The organism is Reichenbachiella sp. 5M10, assembly GCF_002742335.1.
Lineage (GTDB): Bacteria > Bacteroidota > Bacteroidia > Cytophagales > Cyclobacteriaceae > Reichenbachiella.
In genome coordinates, this window is the sequence record NZ_MDGR01000007.1 from 2,331,953 (window position 1) to 2,356,740 (window position 24,788).

Sequence of the window (24,788 nt, forward strand, 5' to 3'; positions counted from 1 at the left end):
CCAATAAAAAAGGTGCGTCCATCCACCTGATTCAGGAAGGATTAACGCACCTTTTGTCTATATAGAGTGGACAAGGTGTAGCCAGCGGCCCCTTGCTTCAGTTGACTACCGAGTTGACCAACATCTCTGCTGCGATCATTCGTTCTTCGTTGTTGAGCTCATGCCCTTTCGCATTTTCAAGCAAAGCCATCATTTCTTCTCGGTTACCGAGTGGGAGGATCTCTTCTCTTTCATCAATTTCACCTACCCATTTGACGATGTTGTGGATCGCCAATCTTTCTATTTCTCTATTTGTTGTCACATTCATGGTATTTATTATTTAAGTCAGTGATTAATACGTGAGGCAGTTACCAAGAGATGTGCCAGACCCCATAGGTATTATGCCCATTTTGCACATGAGGGCATAAAAACTCATTTTGGAAGGTATTTGTAGCCAAAGAGCCTAACTTCGCGTCATGAAAATTTCAAAAAATTCAGTGGTAACGATCACTTACCAATTAAAAGAGAGTAACAAAGAAGGTGAAATCATCCAAGAAGTCGACAACAAGGAGCCATTCGTATTCCTGTTCGGTGCAAATCAAGTATTGCCACAATTCGAAGAAAACCTTATCGACCAAGAAATAGGTGCTAGCTTTGAGTTTGGCATCAAGAGTGAAGACGGATACGGAGACCCCAATCCTGATGCAATCGTTGACCTACCCATCAATATCTTCCAAGGAGAAGACGGCAAAATTGCTGACGCAGTGCAAGTAGGAACCTTCCTACCTATGAACGACCAAGAAGGCAATCCCATGCAAGGGCTCGTATTAGAGATCAATGAAGAAAATGTGAAAATGGACTTCAATCACCCAATGGCTGGCGTTGACCTTTATTTCACTGGCGAAGTGATCGAAGTGAGAGAAGCAACAGCCGAAGAGCTAGATCACGGTCACGTACACGGTGAGGGTGGACACCAACACTAAGCACATAGATCAAACGATATTTCATACAACGCTACTCCTTTCGAGTGGCGTTTTTTTATCTCACTACAAGCTGCACCATCAACTGACATCACTCCAGCGCCAGCCCATCGATCCCATCACAACTCTCCATCGCACTCTTCCTAAGAGTTGTTACCTTTTGTACCCCAGTCTGTGTAATTTCGCAGCTTCATAGCTAAGCGAACAACATGTCTTTTGACCCATACCAAATCGACCTCCCCATCACAGAGGTCATAGCCCCTACCCAGCAGCACCTTGCTCAAGAAAACACCCTCATCGTACATGCACCTCCAGGAGCAGGCAAGAGTACCTTGCTACCACTTGCACTGCTAGAAGAGTCGTGGCTCACAGGCAAAAAAATCATCATGCTAGAGCCAAGACGACTCGCCGCACGCTCCATCGCTGTACGCATGTCGGAGCTGATCGGGGAGCCTGTCGGCAAAACAGTAGGCTACCGCATTCGATTTGACAACAAAGTCAGTGAACACACCAAGATCGAAGTAGTCACGGAGGGTATCCTCACGCGTATGCTACACAGTGACAATGCCATCGAAGATGTGGCCTTGGTGATTTTCGATGAATTTCACGAGCGCAGTATCCATGCGGATGTAGCACTTGCTCTCTGTCGCGAAGCACAAAACGTGCTACGCCCAGATCTCAAGATCATGATCATGTCCGCTACGCTCAACACCACCGAACTCACAGAGCTACTCCAAGCCCCTCTCGTGGAGAGTAAAGGCCGGCAATACCCTGTTGAAGTTTACTATGAAGACCAGCAGGACGAATGGATGATGGCCGAGCTCGCCGCACGAGTCATCAGCAAAGCAACCAAAAAACACGAGGGAGATGTACTTGCTTTTTTCCCTGGACAGGGAGAAATCATGAAGTGTGAAGAAATCCTCCGCAAAGACATGCGGGATTTTGCCATCCTGCCCCTCTATGGTTCTTTGCCACACGGCAAACAGATGGCCGCCATCCTGCCCAACCGAGATGGCAAACGCAAGATCGTCCTAGCCACCTCCATTGCTGAGACAAGCTTGACCATCGAAGGCATCAAAATCGTCGTAGATACGGGCTTTGGACGTACATCCAAGTTTGACATCAAATCCGGGCTGTCCAAACTCGAAACGGTACACATCAGCCAAGACTCTGCCGATCAACGCGCGGGACGTGCAGGACGACTCAGTCCCGGCGTCTGCTACCGCATGTGGAGCAAAGCCACACAAGATCGGCTCCAAAAGCACCTCACCCCAGAGATCATGGAAGCCGATCTCGCCAACCTCGTACTCGACATGGCGCAGTGGGGTATCAGCAACATCCACGAGATGACTTGGCTCACACCTCCTCCTAAAGCCGCAGTCCTCCAGGCCCAAGACCTTCTGCATCAGCTCGAAGCACTCCAAGATAACAAGATCACTGACCATGGCAAACGTCTCCATGAGCTACCCTGCCATCCGCGGATCGCACACATGCTACTCATGGCAGAAGAACAAGAGCTAGTACCTCTCGCCTGTGATATTGCGGCACTCCTAGACGAGCGTGATCCACTCGGGCGTGAAGCTGGTACGGACATCAACGAACGCATCAACGTCCTACGAAGATTACGTGGAGAAAACCGTCTAAGTAGGAAGTTTTCCCGTATCGAAAAAATCGCCAACCAATATCGACAGCTCTTTGATCTAGAAGCACAGAATGAACCTCACGACTCCTATGAGACCGGTATATTGCTCTCCTACGCCTATCCTGAACGTATCGCATTTGCCCGACCAGGCAACAATGCGCAGTTTCAGTTATCCAATGGAAAATATGCCATGCTCGGTCACCGCGACGATCTAGCCAATGAACCTTGGCTAGCCATAGCGCACATGGATGCTCGTGACGGCATGGGCAAGATATTCATGGCATCACCGCTCAACCCGAGAGATCTGATGCCTCTCGTCAAGGAAAAGGAAATCATCACATGGGACACGCGCCAAGGGGGATTGATCGCCTCTCTGGACATGCGTATAGGAAGCATCACTTTGCGCTCTACTCCCCTGCCAGATCCCGACGAGTCTCGCCTAGTAGAAGCGATCTGCGACGCACTCAAAAAAGAAGGTGAACGCCTCCTCAACTGGGATGAAAGCGTAACCCAATGGCAAAATCGTGTACTCAGTCTACGCAAATGGAACCCTAGCCAAGCATGGCCTGACGTCAGTACACCTACCCTACTCGTCACCACCCACGAATGGCTCGCACCCTACCTCGATGGCATCAAAAAACCCGAGGCACTCAAAAAAATAGATTTAAAATTGGTACTAAAGCATTCGTTGGACTATGCACTCCAGGGCAAACTCGACACACTGGCACCCATGAAGATCAGTGTACCAAGTGGTTCGCAGATCAAATTGGACTATGCTGCTGATGGCAGTGCACCGATATTGGCAGTACGCCTACAGGAGGTGTTTGGGCTGGCTGACACACCTAAAATTAACGAGGGGAAAACCAGTGTCTTGATGCATCTATTGTCTCCCGGATACAAGCCTGTGCAGATCACAGGTGACCTCAATAGTTTCTGGAACAACGCCTACTTCGACGTACGCAAAGACCTCAGAGGCCGCTACCCTAAACACGTCTGGCCCGAAGACCCATGGCAAGAACAGGCCATACGTGGAGTCAAACGAAAAAAATAGCCGCTACAGGTTTTCAGGAAGACACTTCACAGACAAGGTCTGATAGTCTTCTGGGAAATAGGCTTTCAATACAGCCACGTAGTAATTATGTGGCTTGTGTTGGTAAAAAGTTGGTGATTTTTGATACAGACTCTCGTCCACAAAATAGCCCTGCTTGTCTCTAGGCAGCACGGCCATCAACGAATCGTTCTCAAGAATCGTCGAATCTCGAAGTATCTTGGGGTACTCAAAAGGGTACAATTCTTTGCGTACCCCTGTCACGTAGTAGTTGATGTCGTCCACATAGGGAGGCAGTATCACCTCTCCCAAATCCTTTGCAATGCGCTGATTGGCATGCGAACTGAAGGATTGCAGATACTGAGTGGCTTTGCGCTCAAAAGTTTGTAAAAAAGCACTCTTGAGTAATTCACCCGTATCAAAGCCTTCTTCGGCTCCTAGAAGAGAGGAAATCCCCTGTCTAGACAAAGCCTTTTCTTCCATATAACTCACGGGTAGTTTAGGTACTGGATCAGCCAAATTGACGACACTAAAACTCCATCCTGTATCAGCAAACCGTCTGTTGTAATCGATCGAGAAACTCTTATTTCCCACCATTGGGTTGGCAAAAGCATAGGTCTTGAATCGGTTTTGGGAAGAAAGTGTGGCTTCTGGAAGTCCATGCAAGTAAGCCATGGTCAAAATAGCCAACGCTCCTCCCTGACTATGCCCTGTGATATAAATATCATAAATCCCTCGGGCATTTAGCGCTTGGACTTGACCTAACAAAGACTCCTGCAAAAAGCCCAACCCGACTGCATATCCTGAATGTATAGCAGCTGTGGTGTCCTCGGACATGTGATAAGCAAACACACGGTCTCGCAACATCATTTCTCCCTGGGCAGGAATCATGGCCGACGTAAAGTTGGCCAACCAGCTTTTTTGATCATCGGTTGACCCTCTGAAATTGATCACCCCTGTTTGCCCCTTGATGTAGACTTGATACATGTTGTCCATCCCGAATACCCCCGAACTAAACACCCTCTGGTAACCGACCGGAATGATGTCTGCATCGCTATCATACATCTCCAAAAAACCGAAACTATTGCACAAAGCGACAAGGTCCCTCGCTTCGTCTGGAGCAAACCCAGGCTTCATTTGTGCAAAAGCACTCCCCGACAACATAGTCATCAGAAACAGTGCAGCTAAAAAAATATGGAATTGTACAAATGAAAAGAGTGTTGTTCTAAAATAGGGCATCATTCACAGGGTTTGGTCCAATAGAAACCTTTCCTTAACATCCCTAGAAAATATCATACCAAAAACAAGCATCAATGAATGCCATGCATCATTTTCTTCATCAAAGGAGCCAAAACAAAAGCCAGTACCGCCGCACTGAGGACAATGAAAGCAATACTCTCAAACCCATCGGTATAGACCTGCAGCGACACCAATGGATCGGCATCTTCGGCAGCCCCCCCCACAGCCAAGAGTTTGCCCACCGCACCGACGATTCGAAAAGCAAATGCAGAAGAGAGAAACCATACCCCCATCATGAAACCCACGACTTTCTTGGGTGACAACTCGGTGACTTTGGACAAACCTACAGGAGACATGAATAGTTCTCCCGTAGAGAACAACAAATAACCCAACATCATAAAAATCATTGGCACTTTGCCCAATTCATTGGCAAAGCTACCACTCCATGCAAACACGGCAAATCCTCCTCCCAGCAGCAATAGCCCAAAAGCAAATTTGAACGGAGTAAAAGGATTGGCTTTCATCTTGGATAGCTTCACCCATACCCATGAAAATGGCACTGCCATCATGATAATGTACAACCCTGTAATCGAATTGGTCTGAGAGGCATTGATTCCTATTAGGTCAACATTGCGAAGAGCAAAAAGAGTCAGTGTGCTACCCGATAATTCATACCCGCCCCAAAACATTGTCATAAACATCGTGAGTAGCACGATCACCAACAGCTTTTGTTTCTCTGGTCTACTGACCTGAGCCATCGTACTGAAAATCACCCCCAAGATCACAATCAAAATCACATAGAAAATATACTCAACAATCTGTCCCTCATAGTGAAAAGTCCCCAACCATGGCAAGGTCATCTCTCCATAATACATGATCGCAGCGATCGTAGGTACGAGCACAATCGCTACGATGGGAACCCATCGTTTGATCGCGACCCCTACGAACTTTTGATTCAAATAGTCTTCGTCAGGTGCATAGCCATGCGAGCCAAACACACCTGTCTTCAAACCAGACTGAAACACAACCAATCCAGCCAACATACCGATACCTGCTGCACCAAAACCATAGTGCCAGCCATAGGCCATACCCAACCAGCCACACATCAGTGGTGCTACGAAAGCACCAATATTGATCCCCATGTAGAAAATCGTAAACCCTGAATCACGGCGTTTGTCTCCCTCTGGATAGAGTGCCCCGACAAAAGATGAAATGTTCGGCTTGAAAAGGCCATTGCCTACGATCAACAAGGCTAACGCCAAGAAAAAACAGATTTGGTTGTCGAAAGCCAAGACAAAATGCCCCAGTGCCATCGCAACACCTCCCAACAATATCGCCCTACGATAACCCAGCAAGCGATCAGCGAGCATCCCTCCGATGACAGGGGTTGCGTACACCAGCGCCCCATAGGCCGCATAGATCGTAGATGCTATGGCATCACGCTCGACGAGCGAACGATACACTTCTTCGGTCATGTACACCATCAATAAAGCCCGCATGCCATAGAAACTAAATCGCTCCCATAACTCAGCAAAAAAGAGATAGAAAAGTCCTTTGGGATGTCCCATCAGTTGGGGTGTTTCTTGTACGTTCGCCTCGTTCATAATCTTTATCATTTTTTTGGATTTGCTAATATATACAATCATCTCAGATGGCCTGATACCGTCTACGTAGTTCTTGCAATTTCTCTGACGATCACCTCATCGTCAACTCTCTGACATATGATGACACTATCAACTTGTAGCGGTTGAATTACTACGCCTCGCTATTTGTGCTATTTCTCCTCCCTAATCTTAGTATACTCACCGATCTTTGATACTGAGCAATTTCGAAACAATGAAACATCTGACACTCTTCCTACTCAGCCTCCTGCTGGCCACACTGTCCTTTGGGCAAAGCATGCTGGGCCTATTTGACCAAAGTACGGACATTGGGACATGCCAAAACAAAGGGTTCGCCTCTTACAGCCCAGCCAACCAAACTTACACGATCGGAGGGTCAGGAGTCAACATGTGGGGGAATACTGATCAGTTTCATTATCTATGGACAACCCTCCAGGGGGATTTCATCCTTCGGGCAGAAGTTTCATTCCATGGATACGGCGTAGACCCACATCGCAAAGCAGGATGGATCATCAAAAACGACCTCCTCCCTCACACCAAACATGTCAACGCTAGCCTACACGGTGACGGACTCACCTCGCTTCAATACCGCCCTACTGATACTGGAGACACACAAGAGATCGTTTCTACCGATTCACACCCACAAGTCATCCAACTAGAACGACGCGGCAACACCTTCCTTGTATCTACAGCAAGGTTTGGTGAGCCATTCACTACCGTCCGCCTGGACGAGATGGTCATGGATCAAGAGGTATATGTAGGACTATATGTCTGCTCTCACAACTCCGATATCGTAGAAACTGCAACATTCCGAAACGTACGTATCGTAAAGCCTGCCCCCGCCAGTCTCGTCCCCTACCAAGACTACCTCGGTAGTCGTCTAGAGCTCATGGATGTCGCTACGGGTCATCGCGAGATCATCTACGAATCTGCCCACTCCATACAAGCCCCTAATTGGACTCCTGATGGCGAAAAATTAGTTTTCAACTCCAAAGGCCGTCTCTATACCTACGAGCTAGCCTCCAAACAAATCGAAGTGCTCAACACTGGATTTGCAACGCGCAACAACAACGATCACGTACTGACCTTCGACGGTAGTCTGATCGGTATCAGTCATCACAACGATGCAGACCAAGGCAACTCGACCATCTACTACCTCCCCACCACTGGCAGTGATACACCGACTCAAGTCACCCAGTCAGGCCGAGGTGCATCCTATCTACATGGCTGGTCACCAGACAAACAAAAAATTCTCTTCACAGGAGATCGAAACGGACAATACGATATTTATGAAGTAGAAGTCTTGTCTGGAAAAGAGAAACAGCTCACCAATCAAAAAACACTCGATGACGGCTCTGAATACAGCCCTGATGGCCGATATATCTTCTTCAACTCAGTGCGTACAGGTACCATGCAACTATGGAGAATGGATGCCAAAGGTAAAAATCAAACACAACTTACCTATGACGAATACAACGACTGGTTCCCTCACATCAGTCCAGACATGCAATGGATAGTATTCATCTCCTTCCCCAAAGGGATAGATCCCAACGACCACCCCTTCTACCAGCATTGTCTACTCAGGATCATACCCTACGAGGGTGGCAAACCGAGAGTCATCGGTTACCTCTATGGCGGGCAAGGTACTATCAACGTACCGAGCTGGTCTCCTGACAGCAAGAAAATCGCTTTTGTCTCCAACTCAAGCAATTAGCCTATATACCTCTAGCCTATGGTTTGAATGCTGTGCCCAATTTCAAACTGTAAAAACTAGAATAAATAAAGCCCCATGAAGAAATATAACCTGTTGAAACCACTCCAAAATTCGTTGGTTCCCAACCCATAACGATCAAAAAAACATTCAACTGCATAGACTAAAAGTTCATCTCTCGGAAACCAGTCTTAGAACTATTTGGTGCAAGTGTAGCATATCGGTGCGCTAGCCCCTATCTTGGAACGAACTTCAGGGACAGGCATCTACCACCTTCGAAGTACTGACATCTATGCAAAATAAACCATACGCTTCCTTCTCCATCACCGATGACCATACGGGATTCGATCACCTCATCATCGGTTCGGGTATGGGAGCTATGACGCTCGGTACTTGGCTCGCCAAAGCAGGAAAAAAAGTCGCCATCTTCGAGCAGCACTATGTGCCCGGTGGGTTCACGCATGCCTTCAAACGAAAAGACGGTATGAAATGGGATGTGGGAGTCCACTACATGGGCAACATGCACAAGGGGCACGGTCTGCGCAAACTCATGGACTTCCTCACCAATCGTCAACTCGACTGGGCATCCATGGGAGAGATCTACGATGTAGTCATCATCGGAAAAGATCGATACGAGATCCCCGCAGGTGAAGAGAATTTTCGTCAACGAATGAAGGAGTACTTCCCAGACGAGCATCAAGCCATCGACGCGTACCTTTCTTTGATCAAAAAAGCCAATGCATGGGGTAGTGCTTTTTTCTTTGAAAAAAGTTTCGAACCATTTTTGAGTCAAACACTGGGCAGACTGTTTCGAGGAGTATACGCCCAATACTACCGTAAGACTACTCTCGAGACACTCCAAACACTCACAACCAACCGACGATTGATTGCCGTGCTCTGCGGGCAATGTGGCAATTACGGTCTTCCTCCAAAAGAGAGTAGTTTCGCCGCACACGCTATGGTGACTGGTCATTTCATGGAGGGGGGCTACTATCCTCACGGAGGGAGCGAAGAGATCGCCAATTGTGCATTGGAGACTTTTCGCCGACTTGGCGGAAAAACCTTCATCAACGCCCCCGTAACAGAAATCATCACTACCAAAGGACGAGTCTCCGGCATCCGCATCAAAGACAAATTCATCCCTTGTCGCAGTGTGATTAGCAATGTGGGCATCAAAAACACCTTCGGAAAACTCCTCAACGAAGAGGCTCGAAAACAACAAGTCATTGCCCCGAACGAAACCAAAGCTTCGAGTGCACATCTATGCCTCTATATAGGTCTCGATCAATCGGACGAACAACTGAATCTTCCTAAACACAATATCTGGAGCTACGAAACCCAAATCTACTCTGCAGACATCAACAGTATCACTGAAAACAACACCGCTAAGAAATTTTCCTATGTCTCCTTCCCGTCGGCCAAAGACCCTCGGTGGGGCAAAAAACACCCCAACACTGCCACGATCCAAGCGATCTCCGTAGGCCGATACGAATGGTTCCAGGCCTACGACCAACAGCCCTGGCGCAACAGAGAAGAAAAATACCAGCAAAAAAAGGAGCACTTCAAAACCACCATGTTGGAAAAACTCTACGAGCTCGTCCCACAAATCAAAGGACACGTGACCTATGCAGAGGTCAGTACTCCGCTATCCACAAGACACTTCACTGGCTACCAGACCGGAGAGATCTACGGACTAGCCCACACTCCTGAGCGGTTCGAGCTACCTTACCTACGACCCCAAACCAAAATCAAAGGACTCAAACTCGTCGGTCAGGATATCACTCTCGTAGGTGTAGCTGGGGCGATGCTCTCAGGCATGCTCTGTGCCATTGTGATTCTCAAATTTCGGGTATGGAAGGTATTCAAAGACATGAACAAGACTGTGGGCTAGACACACGACACAGGCACTCAGAACACATAAATCCTATCAATCATTTGACTTGCATATCAATTGCCTTAGATTAGTTGATAAAAACACAATCATCACCAACCCACCTAATCCGCATGAAAAAAGTAAAAGTACTCAGTCTAGATGGAGGCGGAATCCGAGGAATCATCCCGGCGACCTTCATCAAGTATGTCGAAGAAAAAGCACAGGAGATCACCAACAACCCCAAACTACGTGTTTCGGACTTGTTTGATTTCATCTCAGGTACCAGTACTGGGGGCATCTTGTCGTGTATCTACCTCACCCCTGATACCGATGGGGTCTCAGCCAAGTACTCCGCCGCAGATGCACTCAACTTCTACCTAGAGCACGGCTATGGTATCTTCAATCAGTCCAAAGTCAAAAACTACAGCATCAAACGACTCTTCAACGCAACACAGTACAGTCCTAAGTACCTAGAAAAAGTGGCCAAAGAAACTTTTGGAGACCTCAAGCTCCGCCAGTTGCTCAAACCTGCCATGATCACCACCTACAACCTACAGACGGAAAGCACCTTCTTCTTCTCTAGCCGAGAACCAGAATCCAAAAAACGGGAATTCTATGTCCGTGACGTGGCAAGATCTACTTCTGCCGCTCCCACTTACTTTCCTCCAGCCAAAATAAAAAACCTCGTAGACCCTGCTCACAACATGATCAATCTCGATGGAGGGGTGTTTGCCAATAATCCTACCATGTGTGCCTATGCAGAAGTACGAGACACCAAAGAAGGTCCGATACAAGCCCCTTCCGCCCAAGACATGATGATCCTCTCCGTAGGCACAGGAGGTGGCAATCTCAAAATCGGAGGAGTCAGTCGCAGCAAAGAATGGGGGATCCTCAAATGGGCCGAAAACGTGCCCAACATCATGATGGACGGCAGTGCGGATACGGTAGCCTATCAGATACAGAGCATCTTCAATACCCTCAGTAAAAAGGGACAAAAGCAATACCTAAGGGTTGATGTCCCCAACGACCTGCGCAACAGCTACTCATCAGACATGGCTGACGCCAGCCCAGACAACATACGTAAACTACAACAAGCCGCACAAGAAAGTTTGGAACATTCGATACATCACGAAGGCCTAGATGAATTCATCGAAATGCTGGTCAAAGATGCTGGGATCGACCCCACCACCTGATTCCTCTCTGTCGACAAAGTGAGCAAAAAAAGAAGCTCATACCGAATCGGTATGAGCTTCCAAGTTTTAACTAAAAGTCTTCTTTGAACAATCCAAATCAGATTATCCCAAAGCAATTTGCTTCATAGAGGTCATTGCCTTACGCAATCTTGCCCCTACTTTCTCGATATCATGTGACCTCAACTTCTCATTGATTTGGATCAAAGTCACATTATCTACCTGACCATCTACAGTCTCGTTGTAATCCTTGCCGATGACATCCGTATCTACTGACTTCATGAAGTCTCCCAATAGTGGCTTACATGCGTGATCGAATAAGTAACATCCATACTCCGCAGTATCAGAGATCACTCTGTTCATCTCGAACAATTTCTTTCTAGCGATCGTGTTGGCGATCAATGGCGTCTCATGTAGTGACTCGTAGTATGCAGACTCACCTTTGATTCCTGCTTCAGTCATCGTCTCATAAGCCAACTCTACACCTGCTCTCACCATAGCAACCATCAATAGACCTTTGTCATAGAACTCTTGCTCAGTGATCTCTACGTCCGCAGCTGCGGTTTTCTCGAAATTGGTCTCACCTGTCAAAGCTCTCCAGTTCAATAGGTTCTTGTCATCCTCAGACCAATCTTTCATCATCGTAGATGAAAACTCACCTGACATGATATCGTCTTGGTGCTTTTGGAATAGCGGTCTCATGATGTCTTTCAACTCCTCAGAGATCTCAAAACACTTGATTTTGGCTGGGTTAGACAATCTATCTACCATACCAGACACGCCACCGTGCTTGAGTGATTCGGTGATCACTTCCCATCCGTATTGGATGAATTTAGATGCCCAACCCGCGTCTACACCTTTCTCGGTCATCTTGTCAAAGCATAGGATAGATCCAGTCTGCAACAGACCACAAAGAATCGTCTGCTCTCCCATCAAATCAGATTTTACTTCTGCGACGAATGATGATTTCAAACATCCCGCTCTGTGTCCACCAGTTGCAGCAGCATACGCTTTGGCATACGCCCAACCTTTACCTTCTGGATCGTTTTCTGGGTGCACTGCGATCAATGTCGGTACACCAAATCCTCTTTGGTATTCGTGTCTTACTTCTGATCCAGGAGACTTAGGCGCCACCATGATCACGGTGATATCTTCTCTGATGATTGTACCTTCTTCCACGATGTTGAACCCGTGAGAGTATGAAAGCGCAGAACCTTTTTTCATCAATGGCATCACAGCCTTCACTACAGCGGTGTGCTGCTTGTCTGGTGTCAAGTTGATCACCAAATCAGCCGTAGGGATCAAGTCATCATACGTACCAACTGTAAACCCTGCTTCAGAAGTGTTGACGAAAGAAGCTCTCTTCTCATCGATCGCTGCTTGACGCAATGCATAAGAGATATCCAATCCAGAATCTCTCATGTTGAGCCCTTGATTGAGGCCTTGTGCACCAGCACCTACGATGACAATTTTCTTCCCTTTCAAAGCCTCAACGCCATCGTTGAACTCCGAACCATCCATGAATTCACATACGCCGAGCTGATTGAGTTGCTCTCTAAGCGGTAGTGTGTTGAAATAATTTCCCATTTATCTAATGTTTTTATAATGCTATCAAATATCGATAACACAAAGGTGTATCATCCGATTTGTATCCTTATGGTGATAATGAGAAAAGTTTAGGTACTTTTCAACGATTCCTCTCGGTAGGCATTGGGAGTCTGCCCGGTAAACTTCTTGAAAAATTTACTGAAATAGGATTGATCCTTGAATCCCAACTGCATAGATATCTCTGAGACAGACAAATCTGAATGCTTCAAAAGACGCTTAATTTCAAGCACTTGCTTGTCAAAAACCAATTCCTTAGAAGTCTTACCCGTCAACTCTTTTACCGTATGTGTAAGGTGATTTTCGGTTACATTCAGTTCTTCAGCATACTGTTTGATACTGAGATTCAACTGGTATTTTTCCTCGATCAACTCACGAAAACGTTTGACCATGAGATGACCTTTTCCTTTTGCGATGGCACGTTGCTCTCGTGGGTAGAGGCGTTCGCAAGTATTGAGGATCAGATCGAGTAGGGAGTTGGCAAACTCCTGGCTCTTCTCCTCTTCCATGACCTTAGCCCCTTGCCGAAAAAGCCCCTTGAGAAACTGCGTATCACTCTCCTCTACTAAAAGCAAGGGAGGGTTCTCTTGTTTGAGATTGAAAAAAAAGGGAAACTCCAGCAGCTTGTTCTTGTTGCTGCGATCTAGGAGATAAAACTCAGCGGTAAAGAGAAAAATATAGCCATCGACATCCTTGGACAACTCCAGCTTATGTGTCTGTCCCGGGCTCAGAAAAAACACACAAGGAGGCTTGATCTCGTACTCGTTGCTATCGATCACATGAATCCCTGAGCCCTGTGTCAAAAACAGCACTTCAAAAAAATCATGACGGTGCGGGTACTGCACCTCAAAGTGGCGATTGGCATCAAACACCTCTACCTGAAAGGGCAAGGCCGAACCCGCCACGGGCTTGAACTTATCCAGGCTATATATAGGTATTCCTTTGGATTCAGACATGAGACAAAACTAAAACACAATAGACTGAAAGCAACACACGTTGAGAGGAGAATGAAAGCACACTCCTCTACAGCACTACATGATTGGGCAAAAAAGAAAGCATATAGAGATGAAGCTGTGGATTCAGCTACCCTTCCAAGCTTCACCGTTTGTGACCGATTGATCCGCCCTGACTTGGCAAGAGCTCATAGACCATGTCCGGTTTCAAGCCAGGCTCGTCTTGATGCGACACATAGAGTATCGCCGAGTGACTTTCTGAAGCTATCTTATTGATTAGAGTCGTCACCAACAGTGTATTTTCATCGTCGAGATCCGAAGTAGGTTCATCAAGGATCAATAGTGCAGGATGCTTGACCATTGCTCTTACGATCAAAACGAGTCTACGCCAGCCTATCGGCAGATCGACGAATGGCTTGTCCCGTTTGTCCTTGAGACCAATCAAATCCAACCACGCTTCGGTACGCTTGCGCTGCAACTCAGTCGGGCGATCATACAAGCCCACCGAATCGTAGTACCCTGAAATGATCATGTACTCGATGCTCTGATTGCGCCAAAAATCATGCGTCATCGTCGAAGTATAGTATCCGATGTGCCGTTTGATATCCCATACCGATTCCCCACTACCCTTTTGATAACCAAATAGGCGAATATCTTGGCCAAAGGCCTTCGGGTTGTCCCCGGTAATCATCGTGAGCAATGTCGTCTTCCCCGCTCCATTTGGTCCTTTGAGTTGCCAAAACTCTCCTTTCTTGATTTGCCAAGAAATGTGTTTCAAAATGCATCGCTCACCATATGACACCTGCACGTTTCTCATATGAATCAAGGTCTCTTCTGCCAACTCATCCTCATGGATGGGTGCAGGGATCCCACCATCAAACCGTACCAGAGCCGACGACTCACTATGCTCTTGCTTGATCAGCTGCTTGTCGAGATACTTGAGTGACTCTGCAAAAGGCAGAAAATCTCTTGCCCGACTCACCACGTTGACCAATGACACTTGGTCCGAGAGGTTTTCCAGTCGCGCGAGCAAATCTTCTCGTCCCTCGACATCCAAGCTATCCAAAGGGTTGTCCAAAACAATCACTTCTGGGTGCTGTTTTAATGTATGATGGAGCAAAGCCTTTTTGCGTTCCCCACTAGACATGGACTGGAGCGTCTGCCCTCGTTCGTTAGTCACTACGAAAACATCATGTACCTCTTCCTCACGGATATACATTCCCAAAACAATCGCAGAATATAGCACTATTGATTTCCCTTTGATATCATCCAATCCAGACGAATCTGTCATGAGTGCTTTGATCAACTCCTCTTTCCCCCCTCCATTGGGTACCAGTATATTCCAGTGTTTTGCATTTGTCATCAGACTGCTAAGATATCACCCTAAGGGATTATATTTGAAATCAGCTGTAATAAAAGCACTAAAATCTGCGTCCAATACACAGTCATCAAAATCCAAAACATACTCCATACGCAGCGACATGCTAAGAAACTACTACATCACTGCCATACGCAACCTACTCAAGCACAGGAGCTACTTCCTGCTCAACATCAGTGGCTTGGCCATTGGCATAGCCAGTTTCATATTCATCGCACTGTATGTCTACGGCGAACTCCGCTATGACCGATTTCACTACAACTACCAAAACACCTACAGAGTCCACGTCTCGGGTACAATGAATGGTCAAAACATGGACATGGCTGTGACCGCTTCTCCCATGGCAGAGACCATGCTGCGTGACTACCCAGAAATCAAACATGTCACACGAATCAAAGAAAGTGGCGCATGGTACATTGGCTATGGTGATCAAAAATTCAACGAGGACGGAGTACTCTTCGCAGACTCCAATTTTTTTGATGTGTTCGATTTTGAATTGCTAGCTGGCGACCCAACCACCGCACTGTCCCTCCCTCGCTCGATGATCCTGACGGAGAGTTATGTCAAAAAGTACTTTGGCGATCAAGACCCACTAGGCAAACAAATCACCGTAGAATACGACACCTTATTGTACACCATCACTGGAGTCATGGCAGATATACCCGACCACTCACATCTGCACTTTGACATGCTCGGCTCTATCAGTTCCTACCCTTTCTGGAACAACCAGCACTGGATCTCCCACAACATCTACACTTACATCACACTCCATCCAGAGGTCGACCGGTGGGATTTTGAAACCAAAATTCAAGAAATGATCACTCGATACATAGGCCCACAACTGGAATCTTCGCTCGGCACAACCATGGCAGCCTATGAACAATCAGGAAATTCGTTTCATTACTATCTGATGCCCCTCGCAGACATACATCTATACTCCGACGTAGAAGCCGAGCTAGAGCACAACAGCAGTATATCTTACATCTATATCTATGGCGCGACAGGCTTGGCACTACTATTCATTGCCATGATCAATTTTATCAATTTGGCGACTGCCCAATCCTCCTCTCGTGCCAAGGAAGTCGGCATCCGAAAAGTTTCTGGCTCCTCTCGTCAAGAACTCATCTACCAATTCATCCTTGAATCCATCATCGTCTCGATGATTTCTACCGCACTGGCCTACATACTGGTCATCTTTTTGACTCCCTACTTTTCGGAGTTGATTGGCAAAAGCCTCTGCATAGACATTCGCACCAACTACTTCGCTTGGGGGGGCATGTTGGTTTTGTCACTTGTGATCGGCATCTTGGCAGGCTTTTACCCAGCCTTTGTCCTGGCTGATTTTCAACCTATCAAAGTACTCAATGGCACCTTTCGTAGTGGAGTTCAGTCGAGCTGGCTTAGAAACCTCCTGGTCACTATACAGTTCACAGCATCCATCGTGATCATCATTGTCACCTTGGTGGTCTACTACCAGACGCAATACATGATCACCAAAAACCTCGGGTTTGACAAAGATCAAATGATCATCATCCGACGGCCCGACGTGCTCAAAGACAACCTGGAGGCATTCAAAAATAGACTCCTGCAAAACCCAAATATCGTCGCAGTAGCCAATTCTGTATCCATCCCTGGCAAAGACCGATACGGCAACAATGCCTTCTTCACCGAAGACTACCCTGACAGGCCCTACTCCTTCTATCAAAACACGGTCAGTTTTGGCTATGCAGAATTGCTAGGACTCCAACTGATCCAGGGGCGCTTTTTCTCACCAGACATCCCGAGCGACTCCAGTGCAATCGTCATCAACGCTTCTGCCGCCCAGGCCCTCGGCTATGACAATCCGATCGGAAAGCGATTCATTCAACCCAAAAACAAGGATGGACACCTCTCCTACTTAACTATCATTGGTGTAGTGAATGATTATCATTTCGAATCCTTGCACCGACAAATCCAACCCACCCTACTCATGCATATGCCACACAACTATGAAGGCTATGCCTGTGTCAAAGTCAACCATACTGAAAACATCCCCGAAACTATAGACTACATCCAGTCGAGTTGGAAACAATACAGCCATGGCAAACCCATGCAGTATTTTTTCTTCGATGAGGACTACCAAAACCTCTATCGATCCGAATCCACCACAGGTCGTGTTTTCATGCTGTTTGCCTTTCTGTCGATATTTATCGCTTGCCTTGGGTTGATAGGACTCATCACCTACACTCTCGCTATTCGCAAAAAAGAAATCGGTATAAGAAAAATTCTAGGAGCAAGCACACGCTCCTTGGTCAGTATGCTCTCGATCGAAGTGATCAAATGGATCATGTGGGCTACCCTACTGGCTTGGCCTATCGCATATCTCGCTACCAATTATTGGTTGGAAAACTTTGCCAGCAGATGGACCGTCAGCCTATGGGTATATGTACTCGCGACTTTCATCGTCTTTGTGATTGGCTCCTTGACCATCTGTTTGCAAACCATTCGTGCCTCACTCAAAAGCCCCGTGGACTCCCTCCGACAAGGCTAACCTAAACGCTCTGATGGGTAAAAAACTCAATCATTACTTCATAGGATTAGAATCTGATTAGATTTCGGGATTTTAAGCCAAAGGAGAGGGTATTTCCCATCCTGTGGTTTAATTTTAATCGTAGTAAAGGAATAATCGAAATCTTAGACACATGAATTCACAAGAAGCATTAACAAGACTAAAAGAAGGCAACAGCCGATTCGTAGCAGGTCAACCGACGACAACTGCTCAAAACCAAGACGCAAGACAACCTTTGACAAAAGGTCAAAGTCCTTACGCGATCATCCTCTCGTGTGCCGATAGTCGTGTAGCCCCTGAGCTAGCTTTCGACGCGGGTCTTGGAGAATTGTTTGTCCTCAGAGTCGCCGGCAATGTCGCCAATACTTCGACCATTGCTAGTATCGAGTATGCTGTAGCACACTTAGGTTCCAAACTCATCGTATCGATGGGACACGAAAGCTGTGGAGCAGTTGGAGCTGCAGTAGCAGGAGGAGACAATGGCCCGAATCTCAACAAACTAGTAAGCTACATCCAGCCGTCCGTAGACAAGCTAGGTAAGGATGCTCCGATCGCAGACATCATCAAAGAGAACGCCAACCACTCGATCACTACACTCTTGGAACAATCAGACATCATCAAAAATGCAGTCAATAATGACGGCTTAGAAATCGTATCTGGGTACTACAGCTTGTCGACAGGCGAAGTAGAATTCGGATTCTAAAAAACACAAATCATTGTAAACAAAGCGGCAGCTCTGGGTTCAGGGCTGCCGCTTTGTTGTTTTTACCTTTGTTGAAAAACTATCAATACAGCACTCACCTCTTCCTCATGACATACCTCGCCATGAGCGAAAAACCACCGATATTGAACACATTGTCATACTCATCCACCCAATAGGTCGGACGATAATCCACTCCCACGACAAGAGGAAAATCAAACCGGTAATCCACACCAATTTCCATACTGATGCCAAATTCTGAATCATTGGACACGTACAAGGCCCCTCCTACTCCCGCATACCACATGAAATTTGCACAGTCTCCTATACGAAAAGGACTATAAAAAAAGTCGTACAGTACATCAAATCCCACGACATCATTGCTGAACGCTACATCGCCATGCAGACGCATGGCCTCTCCTATATTCAATGCACCTTCTACAGCAGACGACACACTATTGGATGGAGAGAGACGTATCCCCAATTCCTGCGCCTGAGCAGCCCAAGTCAAGCACAACACCACAACCACGGACAACATGCATTGCTTCCTCATTTATTCATTGTTTGGAATGTACAAAAAAGCCCGAAGAGATTGGATCCCTTCGGGCTTTCATTCATTTCTTGTCTCGAATTTCTATTGACCAAATACGTATCTAGCCATGACACCAAATCCACCTGCATCAAAATCAGTTTCTTCTATAATCCAGAAGGTAGGTCTATAATCTATCGCTAGAGCCAATGGAAACTTAAAATGGTAGTCAATACCTATTTCGAAGCTGGCACCAAGCAAGAAAATATTGTCATTGTCAATATCATCATCCCAATGTCCCCATCTGTTTCCAGCATAAAGCGAAGGTCCAGCCCCCATGTACCAACCAAAACCTTCTTCTCCACTCACATCAAACGGGCGGTAGAAAAAGTCCCAAAGTAAATCAGCTCCTACACCTCCGCCAAAAGATACATCAGCATGAAGTCTACTAAATTCCCCTACAGAAAATAGCGCATCTACAGCCGCATGATTCCCTCCTGCGATGCCCGTTCTAAGACCTATTTCTTGTGCTTGCACACTCATTCCGGTTGTTACTACTAAAGCTATTGCAACTAATAATTTTTTCATGATTGATTTTTATTAAGTGAATTAATTACAAACAAAACTAGTCATCCCATCGGATTTAATAGAAAGAATCCAATAGAAATTAGGACTCTAATACAATATCCTCTGCCCCATGGGTGAGCTTTTTGAGCTTTTTCAAAAACACAATGAGCAACAATCCAAAGGCTACCGAAAAGATACCAATCCCTGCAAATACCTCGTACTCACCAAAGTGAGAAGCTGACTCTCCCAAAAGCCCTGCGACCTTGTTGCCTAAACCAGTCATGGCAAAATACAATCCCATCATAATCGATCCGTACTTGACTGGTGCCAACTTGGTCACAAAGGATAGCGAAACAGGGGACAAACACAGCTCCCCGATCGTATGAAGCAAATAAGCACCGACAATCCACCACATGCTCGCAAGATCTCCCCCTGCTGCTTGAATCGTAGCACCGACCATGAGCACAAAGCCCAGCCCCATGATCATATTGCCTGTAGCCATTTTGAACAAAGCTGAATTCTCCTTGCCTCGATTGGTCATCCATGCCCAAAAACTCGCCACAGGAATACCGAACAACAGGATAAAACCAGGGTTGAAAAATTGAAATTGAGCTGCAGTCATTTCAAACCAACCAAATACACTTTTATCTGTTTTTTGATCTGTATAGAGATTCATCAAGCCTCCTGCCTGCTCAAAGGCGCCAAAGAAAGCAATAACCATCAAAAAGGAAATCAAAAGAACCACAACTCTATCTCGCTCAATACTATTGAGCTCGTATTTATAAATATTGATACCTACTCCCAAAAACACCGACGAGATGATAATCATCGCACCAAAAAGGTAACTGGCATTCACAAAGACATAAACTCCCAAAGCAGCCACAAATGCAATCACCACCCAAGACAATGGGTTTTTCTTGAGTCGCGAAAGATGAATCGACGAATCTGATGACGCGTCTTCATTCGCTTCTGATTTCTTGAACTCTCCGATTCCCTGGAGATACTTACCTCCAAACATGAACTGGATTTGCCCGAAGAGCATCCCTACACCCGCTAAGCCAAATCCCCAATGCCATCCGTATACTTGCCCTACATAACCTACAATCAACGAAGACAACGCCGACCCCATATTGATTCCCATGTAGAAAATAGTAAATCCTTTGTCCCGTCTAGGGTCACCTTGCTTGTACAATTGCCCAACCATAGTAGAGATATTTGCTTTGAGCGCACCCACGCCGAGGACTATCAAGGTGATGGCGAGATAAAACATCATCTCCCCTGGCAAAGCCATGACTCCATGCCCCACTACCAACAAAACCCCACCAATCATCACGGCTTTCTTTTGCCCGACGTACTTATCAGCCAGTATTCCTCCTGGTATCCCCATGATGTAGACCATCATCGTATAAGTACCGTATAAAGACAGAGCTTCTACCTGACTCCATCCAAACCCACCTTTGGCAATATCATCAACCAAATAGAGCACAAGTAACCCTCGCATCCCGTAGTAACTAAACCGCTCCCACATCTCTGTGAAAAACAATACAGCCAACCCCCTCGGGTGTCCAAACAATTCCTTTTCATTCTTTACTACCGTACTCATCTCTATTTTGGGTTAATTCAAATTATCATTTCAAATGCCAAAATAACAATAAATCACAGAATAGAAGTATCAATTCTGACCAGCGGTCATTTCTCAGGTTTGATTTTCCAAACCCTCAATTCTTCCTTCTCTATTGGTGCGAATCCCCCCCCTGGCAAAACCCCTTCTTTCATGTAGTAAAAAGTGGCACTCTTCACGGGATTTTCTGTGTTGTTTTGATTCCACTTTTTCACGACCCAATCCAAGTAATACCCTCGATGGCTAACGTAGGATGTTCGAATGTTTTTGAAATATTTCCGTTGTCTGTGGTTCGGAAACTGTGCCGAAAAAACAGCAGGTTTATCCCAATTCAATGACTCACCCTCTCGCAGCAAATCTACCCATGTCCCGTCTTGTAGTTCGGCCGCTACTACCAACCATCCGTCTTCTTTTTTCGGCCCACTAAACAATTTCCAACTTTGGCGCAATCGAGTTGCGCTCACTACATTCCCCAAGTAACTATTGTAGCCAATCAATTTGTTCGCACGCAGGCCACTCCACGTCATCAGTACCAAAAACAAAGTGGCCCCAACGAGTACCCATTTCCTTTCCCAAGCGGACATATCCATTTTGCACTTATCTAAGACACGCACCAACTCACCTCTTGACTGGACACGGTTCCACAGTCCACTTGGAATCACGGCCAACCAGACAATCATACCTAACCAAGGAAAAGTCCCAAGCTCCATAAACAAAAACAACCCAAAGTGAAAACCGACAAAAGAAAGGACCAATACAGTACGAATCACATCCTTGCGTACAGGGATCATCAACCCCATCCAAAGGAAGCGTTCCAGAATCAAAGTGAGATAATTACCAACCCACAACAACACAGAATAATCCAACAACCATGACGCACTACTTTTGGCATAGGTATGCAAATTCAAAGCATAATAGATCCCAAGACCATCATAATTCCATGTTCCATTGTTTTTAGAAAATCCAGCCATCGCATAGAGCACAATGAGCTGTATCAAATAAACTAAGGTCCATGGAGAACTATAAGCATACCGTTCAGAAACCAAGCGACAGGAACTTCCTTTTTCGCGACAAGCATCTACCGACCACACTGCAGACAACGGGAGAAAAATAGCTATAAACAGCACACAAGAAAGCAACAAATCTCCAGCATTATTGACCAACGAAACACGCAACTGTACCGACACCATCAACACGTACAACAACACCGTCACAACACGCGTCCAACAACCTATCAAAAGCAGAAACGCACACCACGCTGTGAAGCCAAACAAAAACATTGACCACTCTTCCGATGCCCACCAAGTATACAACGAACCATACCCTTTGTGCAGTTGTTCCAATGACAGTACTCCGCCCTCTGTATAGAACATGGTAAAGTCTTGAAACCGAACAAACATATCGATCAAGACCAATACACCTAAGCAGACACGAAAGAGAGCCAAGGACCGAAGATCAAGAGCCGACACCCCTTTCAAGTAGGTAAAAAAACGCTGCAAAGCATGTTTCATTTTGTCAAGACATTTTCTTTAAAATACAACTAAATTATTACTAACATCAAAACAATTTAACTCACTGATTTTAAATAATATACTCATCCATTTTTAGACAAACCTAAATTTATATATCAAGCAAATTGGCGCATAAAATCAGCTGTAGCCTTCCCAGCATCCCCTACTTCTGCCACTGCCTTGACAAAGGCACTTCCAATGATCCCTCCTTTGGAAAACTTTGTCACTTGATCAAAGGATTCTTTGTCCTTGATCCCAAATCCAGTCACCAATGGATTCTTCAAATTCATCGCTTGAAGTCTCGATGCAAACGCCTCGAAATCTTGACTAAAATTCTTATTGACTCCTGTCGTAGCAGCAGACGAAACCATATAGATAAAGCTATCCGTGTGCTCATCAATCAGGCGAATCCTGGCATCTGTAGAAGAGGGAGTAATCAAGATAATATTGCGCAAGCCATACTGCTCTACGATGGCTTTGTATTCACTGATATATTCTTCGACCGGCAGATCTGGAATGATCAAGCCATCGGCTCCAACCTCTTGACATTTTTGACAGAATCGTTCAAAGCCATATTGAATGATCGGATTGAGTGAACTCATCATAATCAAAGGAACCTTCACCGTCTCTCTCACTCCTGTCAACTGATCAAAAAGCAACTGTACAGACATCCCATTTTCTAGTGCCACGGTATTGCTATGCTGTATGGTAGGGCCATCTGCTATCGGATCAGAGAAAGGCACTCCTACCTCGATCATATCCGCTCCACTCCGCTCCAATTGCTGAAGAATCTTCACGGTATCATCCAATTTTGGATAGCCTGCTGTAAAGTATATCGAAAGGATATTATCTTTATAATCCAACACTGTATTTATTCTATTACTCATCTTTCTTTGCTTCGTTAGGATTATAAATATTTCATATAGGTCTCTAGATCCTTGTCTCCTCGACCGGACAGATTCACAACGACCGATTGGTCTTTGCCGAACTTTGTCTGGTCCAAAACGGCCAAGGCATGCGACGATTCTACTGCAGGAATAATCCCTTCCAATTTGCACAATTCCAATCCAGCCCTCATCGCATCATCATCTGTAATAGCCTGATATTCGACACGCCCCGTCTCAAACCAATGCGCCAACGCTGGACCAATACCAGGGTAATCCAACCCTGCAGATATCGAATGTGGCTCTACCACTTGACCGTCTTCAGTTTGCATAAAGAGCGTCTTGCTGCCATGCAATATTCCACTTACTCCTTTGAAAGTAGCTGCTGCAGTGAATCCTGATTCGAGCCCTTTTCCTGCCGCTTCTGCTGCAATCAAACGAACCTTCTCGTCCTCCAAAAAATGATAGAACGCACCCGTTGCATTGCTCCCACCGCCGACACATGCAATGACCACATCTGGCAGTTCAGACCCGGTCTTTTCTTTGAGCTGTTTCCGGATCTCTTCGCTGATCACGGATTGGAATTTGGCTACCATATCAGGATACGGGTGAGGCCCTACGACAGAGCCGATTATATAGTGGGTATCAAAGGGATTCGCAATCCAATAACGCATTGCTTCGTTGGTCGCATCCTTGAGTGTTTTGGACCCAGAAGACACCGGCACAACCGTCGCTCCGAGCATCTTCATCCTCCCGACATTTGGAGCCTGGCGCTGCACATCCAACTCCCCCATAAACACCGTACACTCCAATCCCATCAGCGCACAAGCCGTCGCAGTAGCCACTCCATGTTGCCCTGCTCCTGTCTCCGCAATGATGCGTTTCTTACCAAGTTTTTTTGCCAAGATAATCTGCCCAAGTGAGTTGTTGATTTTATGTGCACCAGTATGATTTAGATCCTCTCTTTTGAGGTATACATTGGTCTCATACTTCTCCGAAAGACGTGTCGCGAGATACAAAGGACTCGGTCGTCCCACATAATCTCTCAGCAGCACGTCAAACTCCGCCTTAAACTCAGGAGATTCCATGATCTCCACGTATTTCTCTTGAAGCTCTGCTACATTGGCCTGCATCATCTCAGGAATGAACGCCCCACCAAAACTCCCAAAATAACCCCGTTCGTCTGGGTTCAAATTAGTTTTCATATT

General features: G+C 46.2%; 19 protein-coding genes. 7 read left to right on the top strand and 12 right to left on the bottom strand.

Annotation, left to right across the window (positions count from 1 at the left end; genetic code table 11):
* Positions 1-97 precede the first annotated feature (97 nt).
* The gene (locus tag BFP72_RS09435) at positions 98-307 is read right to left on the bottom strand and encodes a hypothetical protein (RefSeq protein WP_099598902.1); all 210 of its coding nucleotides are present in this window, start codon (positions 305-307) and stop codon (positions 98-100) included.
* Between the two features lie 148 nt (positions 308-455).
* Between BFP72_RS09435 and BFP72_RS09440 the strand changes: the two genes are divergently transcribed.
* A complete protein-coding gene (locus tag BFP72_RS09440; RefSeq protein WP_099598903.1) occupies positions 456-962 on the top strand; it encodes a peptidylprolyl isomerase in 507 nt (168 codons plus the stop codon).
* Between the two features lie 206 nt (positions 963-1,168).
* Complete coding sequence (gene hrpB / locus BFP72_RS09445) at positions 1,169-3,652, top strand: ATP-dependent helicase HrpB (RefSeq protein ID WP_099598904.1); 2,484 nt, start codon at positions 1,169-1,171, stop codon at positions 3,650-3,652.
* Between the two features lie 3 nt (positions 3,653-3,655).
* Here hrpB and BFP72_RS09450 read toward each other — a convergent pair whose 3' ends face one another.
* Positions 3,656-4,891: a hypothetical protein gene (locus tag BFP72_RS09450; protein WP_099598905.1), complete on the bottom strand. Its 1,236-nt coding sequence runs from the start codon at positions 4,889-4,891 to the stop codon at positions 3,656-3,658.
* Positions 4,892-4,959: 68 nt separating this feature from the next.
* Positions 4,960-6,492 (bottom strand): peptide MFS transporter, encoded by a 1,533-nt coding sequence (locus tag BFP72_RS09455; protein ID WP_255397187.1) that lies wholly within the window; start codon positions 6,490-6,492, stop codon positions 4,960-4,962.
* Positions 6,493-6,724: 232 nt separating this feature from the next.
* Between BFP72_RS09455 and BFP72_RS09460 the strand changes: the two genes are divergently transcribed.
* The 3 genes from BFP72_RS09460 to BFP72_RS09470 all read left to right on the top strand — a co-directional run bounded on the left by BFP72_RS09460 (position 6,725) and on the right by BFP72_RS09470 (position 11,287).
* Complete coding sequence (locus BFP72_RS09460; protein WP_099598906.1) at positions 6,725-8,224, top strand: PD40 domain-containing protein; 1,500 nt, start codon at positions 6,725-6,727, stop codon at positions 8,222-8,224.
* A gap of 289 nt (positions 8,225-8,513) precedes the next feature.
* On the top strand, positions 8,514-10,112 hold the full coding sequence (locus BFP72_RS09465; RefSeq protein WP_099598907.1) for an NAD(P)/FAD-dependent oxidoreductase: 1,599 nt from the start codon (positions 8,514-8,516) through the stop codon (positions 10,110-10,112).
* A gap of 113 nt (positions 10,113-10,225) precedes the next feature.
* Positions 10,226-11,287 (top strand): patatin-like phospholipase family protein, encoded by a 1,062-nt coding sequence (locus tag BFP72_RS09470; RefSeq protein ID WP_099598908.1) that lies wholly within the window; start codon positions 10,226-10,228, stop codon positions 11,285-11,287.
* Positions 11,288-11,389: 102 nt separating this feature from the next.
* Here BFP72_RS09470 and ilvC read toward each other — a convergent pair whose 3' ends face one another.
* From ilvC to BFP72_RS09485, 3 genes are all read right to left on the bottom strand, one after another.
* Complete coding sequence (gene ilvC, locus BFP72_RS09475) at positions 11,390-12,871, bottom strand: ketol-acid reductoisomerase (RefSeq protein WP_099598909.1); 1,482 nt, start codon at positions 12,869-12,871, stop codon at positions 11,390-11,392.
* Between the two features lie 89 nt (positions 12,872-12,960).
* Positions 12,961-13,845 (bottom strand): AraC family transcriptional regulator, encoded by an 885-nt coding sequence (locus tag BFP72_RS09480; RefSeq protein ID WP_099598910.1) that lies wholly within the window; start codon positions 13,843-13,845, stop codon positions 12,961-12,963.
* 142 nt (positions 13,846-13,987) lie between these two features.
* The gene (locus BFP72_RS09485; protein ID WP_099600742.1) at positions 13,988-15,205 is read right to left on the bottom strand and encodes an ATP-binding cassette domain-containing protein; all 1,218 of its coding nucleotides are present in this window, start codon (positions 15,203-15,205) and stop codon (positions 13,988-13,990) included.
* Between the two features lie 118 nt (positions 15,206-15,323).
* On the opposite strand from BFP72_RS09485, the gene BFP72_RS09490 reads away from it, so the two are divergent.
* On the top strand, positions 15,324-17,750 hold the full coding sequence (locus tag BFP72_RS09490) for an ABC transporter permease (protein ID WP_158233358.1): 2,427 nt from the start codon (positions 15,324-15,326) through the stop codon (positions 17,748-17,750).
* 151 nt (positions 17,751-17,901) lie between these two features.
* Entirely contained in the window at positions 17,902-18,471 is a 570-nt protein-coding gene (locus BFP72_RS09495) for a carbonic anhydrase (protein ID WP_099598912.1), read from the top strand.
* A 94-nt stretch (positions 18,472-18,565) separates the two neighbouring features.
* Here the strand turns inward: BFP72_RS09495 and BFP72_RS09500 are convergent, their stop codons facing one another.
* From BFP72_RS09500 to trpB, 6 genes are all read right to left on the bottom strand, one after another.
* Entirely contained in the window at positions 18,566-19,021 is a 456-nt protein-coding gene (locus BFP72_RS09500) for an outer membrane insertion C- signal (RefSeq protein ID WP_143520013.1), read from the bottom strand.
* Between the two features lie 81 nt (positions 19,022-19,102).
* Positions 19,103-19,585 (bottom strand): outer membrane insertion C- signal, encoded by a 483-nt coding sequence (locus tag BFP72_RS09505; protein WP_099598914.1) that lies wholly within the window; start codon positions 19,583-19,585, stop codon positions 19,103-19,105.
* A gap of 79 nt (positions 19,586-19,664) precedes the next feature.
* Entirely contained in the window at positions 19,665-21,167 is a 1,503-nt protein-coding gene (locus tag BFP72_RS09510; protein ID WP_099598915.1) for a peptide MFS transporter, read from the bottom strand.
* Positions 21,168-21,253: 86 nt separating this feature from the next.
* On the bottom strand, positions 21,254-22,696 hold the full coding sequence (locus tag BFP72_RS09515) for an HTTM domain-containing protein (protein ID WP_099598916.1): 1,443 nt from the start codon (positions 22,694-22,696) through the stop codon (positions 21,254-21,256).
* 116 nt (positions 22,697-22,812) lie between these two features.
* Positions 22,813-23,583 carry a tryptophan synthase subunit alpha gene (gene trpA, locus BFP72_RS09520; protein ID WP_099598917.1) on the bottom strand — a complete coding sequence of 257 codons (771 nt, stop codon included), beginning with the start codon at positions 23,581-23,583 and terminating at the stop codon, positions 22,813-22,815.
* A 20-nt stretch (positions 23,584-23,603) separates the two neighbouring features.
* Entirely contained in the window at positions 23,604-24,785 is a 1,182-nt protein-coding gene (trpB, locus tag BFP72_RS09525) for a tryptophan synthase subunit beta (protein WP_099598918.1), read from the bottom strand.
* Positions 24,786-24,788: the final 3 nt, after the last annotated feature.

Bases quoted from the DNA above. Each gene is read 5' to 3' on its own strand.
- BFP72_RS09515 (WP_099598916.1), bottom strand. From the start codon at position 22,696: ATGAAACATGCTTTGCAGCGTTTTTTTACCTACTTGAAAGGGGTGTCG.
- hrpB (WP_099598904.1), top strand. From the start codon at position 1,169: ATGTCTTTTGACCCATACCAAATCGACCTCCCCATCACAGAGGTCATA.
- trpA (WP_099598917.1), bottom strand. From the start codon at position 23,583: ATGAGTAATAGAATAAATACAGTGTTGGATTATAAAGATAATATCCTT.
- BFP72_RS09450 (WP_099598905.1), bottom strand. From the start codon at position 4,891: ATGATGCCCTATTTTAGAACAACACTCTTTTCATTTGTACAATTCCAT.
- BFP72_RS09510 (WP_099598915.1), bottom strand. From the start codon at position 21,167: ATGAGTACGGTAGTAAAGAATGAAAAGGAATTGTTTGGACACCCGAGG.
- BFP72_RS09465 (WP_099598907.1), top strand. From the start codon at position 8,514: ATGCAAAATAAACCATACGCTTCCTTCTCCATCACCGATGACCATACG.
- BFP72_RS09490 (WP_158233358.1), top strand. From the start codon at position 15,324: ATGCTAAGAAACTACTACATCACTGCCATACGCAACCTACTCAAGCAC.
- BFP72_RS09480 (WP_099598910.1), bottom strand. From the start codon at position 13,845: ATGTCTGAATCCAAAGGAATACCTATATATAGCCTGGATAAGTTCAAG.
- BFP72_RS09455 (WP_255397187.1), bottom strand. From the start codon at position 6,492: ATGAACGAGGCGAACGTACAAGAAACACCCCAACTGATGGGACATCCC.
- BFP72_RS09470 (WP_099598908.1), top strand. From the start codon at position 10,226: ATGAAAAAAGTAAAAGTACTCAGTCTAGATGGAGGCGGAATCCGAGGA.
- BFP72_RS09460 (WP_099598906.1), top strand. From the start codon at position 6,725: ATGAAACATCTGACACTCTTCCTACTCAGCCTCCTGCTGGCCACACTG.
- BFP72_RS09485 (WP_099600742.1), bottom strand. From the start codon at position 15,205: ATGACAAATGCAAAACACTGGAATATACTGGTACCCAATGGAGGGGGG.
- BFP72_RS09440 (WP_099598903.1), top strand. From the start codon at position 456: ATGAAAATTTCAAAAAATTCAGTGGTAACGATCACTTACCAATTAAAA.
- BFP72_RS09495 (WP_099598912.1), top strand. From the start codon at position 17,902: ATGAATTCACAAGAAGCATTAACAAGACTAAAAGAAGGCAACAGCCGA.
- ilvC (WP_099598909.1), bottom strand. From the start codon at position 12,871: ATGGGAAATTATTTCAACACACTACCGCTTAGAGAGCAACTCAATCAG.
- trpB (WP_099598918.1), bottom strand. From the start codon at position 24,785: ATGAAAACTAATTTGAACCCAGACGAACGGGGTTATTTTGGGAGTTTT.
- BFP72_RS09435 (WP_099598902.1), bottom strand. From the start codon at position 307: ATGAATGTGACAACAAATAGAGAAATAGAAAGATTGGCGATCCACAAC.
- BFP72_RS09500 (WP_143520013.1), bottom strand. From the start codon at position 19,021: ATGAGGAAGCAATGCATGTTGTCCGTGGTTGTGGTGTTGTGCTTGACT.
- BFP72_RS09505 (WP_099598914.1), bottom strand. From the start codon at position 19,585: ATGAAAAAATTATTAGTTGCAATAGCTTTAGTAGTAACAACCGGAATG.